This is a genomic window from Streptomyces sp. NPDC056361 (assembly GCF_042262805.1).
In the GTDB taxonomy this organism is placed as follows: Bacteria; Actinomycetota; Actinomycetes; order Streptomycetales; family Streptomycetaceae; genus Streptomyces.
Genome location: NZ_JBHJQI010000293.1, coordinates 1 through 3413, shown reverse-complemented (window position 1 = coordinate 3413; position 3413 = coordinate 1). Strand labels below are relative to the sequence as shown.

3 protein-coding genes and 1 tRNA gene are annotated in these 3413 nt (G+C 75.1%); 1 reads left to right on the top strand and 3 read right to left on the bottom strand.

Features of this window, described 5'->3' with window-relative positions; genetic code table 11:
* Positions 1-150 precede the first annotated feature (150 nt).
* Both ACFCY7_RS40200 and ACFCY7_RS40195 read right to left on the bottom strand, forming a co-directional pair.
* Positions 151-738 carry a phosphatase PAP2 family protein gene (locus tag ACFCY7_RS40200; RefSeq protein ID WP_376491037.1) on the bottom strand — a complete coding sequence of 196 codons (588 nt, stop codon included), beginning with the start codon at positions 736-738 and terminating at the stop codon, positions 151-153.
* Positions 735-2207, bottom strand: coding sequence for a diacylglycerol/lipid kinase family protein (locus tag ACFCY7_RS40195; protein ID WP_376491036.1), 1473 nt, complete (start codon positions 2205-2207; stop codon positions 735-737). The genes ACFCY7_RS40200 and ACFCY7_RS40195 overlap by 4 nt, the downstream gene beginning before the upstream one ends.
* A 299-nt stretch (positions 2208-2506) precedes the next feature.
* Between ACFCY7_RS40195 and ACFCY7_RS40190 the strand changes: the two genes are divergently transcribed.
* A complete protein-coding gene (locus ACFCY7_RS40190) occupies positions 2507-3097 on the top strand; it encodes a dihydrofolate reductase family protein (RefSeq protein ID WP_376491035.1) in 591 nt (196 codons plus the stop codon).
* Positions 3098-3187: 90 nt separating this feature from the next.
* Here ACFCY7_RS40190 and ACFCY7_RS40185 read toward each other — a convergent pair.
* Positions 3188-3260, bottom strand: a tRNA-Lys gene (locus ACFCY7_RS40185).
* Positions 3261-3413: the final 153 nt, after the last annotated feature.

The window sequence follows — 3413 nt, the reverse complement described above, 5'->3', positions numbered from 1 at the left end:
CATCTGTACGACGTCGTACGGAGGCCCTTCCCGCCGGTGAGGGCGACCCCGTACGACGTCGTACGGGGCTCCCGCCCGCCGGTGAGGGCGCCCGCCGCGCGGCCGGCCCGCCCGGAGGCCACCGGACGGGCCGGCCCTCCTGACGGGCGCTCACTTCGCCTTGGCGGCCGCCGTCCAGGACGCCTCGACGGTCAGGGCGACGGTGGCGCTCACGACACCGAGGACCGCGCCCGCGACGACATCGCCCGGGTAGTGGACCCCGGTGTGCACCCGGGAGTAGCCCACCGCCCCGGCGAGGATCCCGAGGGGCGCCGCCGCGACCGGCAGCACCACCCCGACGGCGGTGGCGAAGGCGACGGCCGACGCGGTGTGCCCGGACGGGAACGACGCCGAGTCGGGCATCGGGACGTGGCGGCTCACCTCCACCCGGGCCGCCTCGCGGTCGGGCCGCGCCCGGCGGACCAGCCGCTTGCCCAGCAGGTTGGCCGAGGCCGAGGCCAGCCCGATCGCCCCGAGGCCGGCGAGCGCCGCCCGGCGCGGACGGCCCGGCACGAGGGCGAGCCCGGCCGCCACCATGAACGAGATCTTCGAGTGGTCGGCCGTCCTGGAGAGCACGCGCAGCCGCATGTCGAGCGCCGGCGTGGGCGTCGCGGCCACGGCGGCGTACACGGCGCCGTCGACCGCGCGGAGGTCCCCCAGGACGTCCCTGAGCGGACCGTTCTTCGTCGTCGTGGTCATGTGCCGTTCCTTCGGGTGGTGCCGGGTGAACTGTGGAACGCGAGCTCGGTGATCCGCCGCCAGTCGAGGCGCGGCGGGGGCGGGACGGACCCCGGCCGGTCGCGCGGCACCAGGACCCGCAGGGCGCGGGGGCGGAGGGTGCAGACGACCGGGGTGGGCAGGGTGAGCGCCTCGCCGTCGATCGCGACGGCGATGGTTCCGCCGCCGTCCCCGCCCGGGCCACCGCCGTCGCCGGTCCCGTTGCCGGTCCTGTTGCCGTTGCCGTTGCCGACCCCAGCCCCGGTCCCGGTCCCGGTCCCTGTTCCGTTGCCGTTGCCGGGCTTTCCGATGGTGCCCGTGACCTCGACCCTATGGGCCGTCAGGACGTTCAGGCCGGTCGCCTGCGTCCCCCACACCGCGAGGCCGGCGGCCTCCGCGGCGCCGGTCACGCGGACGCCGATCACGCCGAGCTCGCCCCCGTCGAGCCGCGGTCTGGTGGCGGCGGCGGCGCCGAACGGATCGGGGGCGGCGTAGGGGTTGTTGCTGACCAGGATCGCCTGCTGGGCGAGCAGCCGGCTGTCGTCGGCGACCGCGTCGAGGCCGGGGCCCTGACCGCCCTGGAGCAGGTCGGGCAGGGCGTCGAGGGCGGTGCCGGCCTTCGCGTCGCGGTACTCGGGGCGCTGGACGACGTCCGCGTACACCCCGAAGGAGACCGTGTTGACGAAGGGCCGGCCGGAGACCGAGCCCAGGTCGACCCGGAGCTCCTCGCCGTCGACGAGGGCGTCCAGGCAGGTCGACGGGTCCTCGCGGTCGAGCCCCAGGTCGAGGGCGAAGTGGTTGCGGGTGCCGGCCGAGACGACGAGGAACGGCAGGTCGTGCTCGGCGGCCACCGCCGCGACCAGCGCCTGGGTGCCGTCACCGCCGGCCACCCCGAGCAGGTCGGCGCCGTCGGCGACGGCCTCGCGGGCGAGCGCGGCGACGTCCGTCTCGACGGACGGGTCGATCAGGATCACCCGGGCGCCCAGCTTCTCCGCCCGCTCCACGAGCCCGAAGCGGCCGACCTTCCCGCCCCCGGACTTCGGGTTCATGATCAGGACGGGTCGGCGGGGGTTCGGCCGCCGCTCGCCCCGCACCCGGACCGTCGGCGTGCCGACCCCGGGCCCGTCCTCGGGGCGGTGCAGGGCCATCCGCGCGCAGACCAGCGCCACCGCCCACAGGGCGGAGGCGAGGAGCACCGTCAGCCACAGGCCGAAGGCGATGTACAGGATCAGGACCGCGATGGGCGCGCCGACGGCGACCACCGCGCCGAGCAGCCGCAGCGGCCCGCGGTGGGCGAGGAACCACCAGACGCCCACGGCCGCCCCGACCATCCCCGCGAGCCCGATGACGAGGACCAGCAGACCACCGGCGCCGAGTCCCGTGAGCAGCAGGACGAGGCCGGCCACCGCGGCGAACAGCGCGCACCGGGCCATCAGCCGGGCCCGGGCCATCGGGTCCCCGGCGCCTCCCGGGCCCTGTGACCCCCTCGGGTCTCCTGACCCGTTCTCCGTCGCCGTCACCGGCCCACCTCCACGCTCCGTGCCCGGCGCTCCACCGTCCAGACTCACCCACGCTGCCTCACCTCGCGCCCCGGGAGGAGCCGTTCGCAGGAAAAAGATCTTCGTGGAGGCGATGATTTCCGGACGGCGCCGCCGTCTCTCCTTACGTACACCCCGGACGCACACCCCGGACGCACTCCCCCGGCGCACACCCCCGGGACAGCGGCCGACGAACCACAGGAGCAGGTCCCATGCGCATCGTCATCACCGAGTTCATGAGCCTCGACGGCGTCGTCCAGGGCCCCGGCGGCCCCAAGGAGGACACCGACGGCGGATTCGCCAACGGCGGCTGGACCGGCCCCTTCTTCGATCCGGAGATCGTCGGCGGCACCTTCGCCGAGGCGGCCGAGCAGGCCGATGCGCTGCTCTTCGGCCGCCGCACCTGGCAGACGATGGCGGGCGCCTGGCCGGCGCGGGCCGGCGATCCCTTCGCCGACCGGATGAACTCCATCCCGAAGTACGTCGTCTCCGGCACCCTCGGCGAGGCCGACCTCAGCTGGAACAACACCACCCTCGTCCCCGGCGACAAGGCCCTCGCCCGCCTCCGCGAACTCCACGGCGCCCCGGGCGGCGACCTCCTCGTGATGGGCAGCGCCGCCCTCGTCCGCACCCTCCTCGCCGAGGACCTCGCCGACGAACTCCGTCTCATCGTCATGCCGGTGCTCGTCGGCGGCGGCAAGTCGATCTTCCCCGCGGACGGCACCCTCCGCACCCTCGAACTGGTCTCCACCGTCACCAGCCCGCTCGGCGTCAACGTCTGCACCTACCGCCGCCCGGAGTGACCCGCCCCGCACACGACGAAGCGCCCCGCCCGGTCGAAACCGTGCGGGGCGCTTCCGGCGGGCGAAGGGTCTTCCCCTCCCCGCCACGCGTAGGCCGTGTGGGACTCGAACCCACAACCAATGGATTAAAAGTCCACTGCTCTGCCAATTGAGCTAACGGCCCGTGGACAAGCACACCCGTGCAGCATAGCCCGAGAGATCCCCGGAACCGATCGGGTATCCGACACCGGCCGCGCCGTGCGTGGCGCGGGCGGGCCCGGGCGGGTCCCCGGCCGTGGTGGCCGGGGACCCGGGGGCGTGCGGGGATCGGGTGGGG

Bases quoted from the DNA above. Each gene is read 5' to 3' on its own strand.
- ACFCY7_RS40200 (WP_376491037.1), bottom strand. From the start codon at position 738: ATGACCACGACGACGAAGAACGGTCCGCTCAGGGACGTCCTGGGGGAC.
- ACFCY7_RS40190 (WP_376491035.1), top strand. From the start codon at position 2,507: ATGCGCATCGTCATCACCGAGTTCATGAGCCTCGACGGCGTCGTCCAG.
- ACFCY7_RS40195 (WP_376491036.1), bottom strand. From the start codon at position 2,207: ATGGCCCGGGCCCGGCTGATGGCCCGGTGCGCGCTGTTCGCCGCGGTG.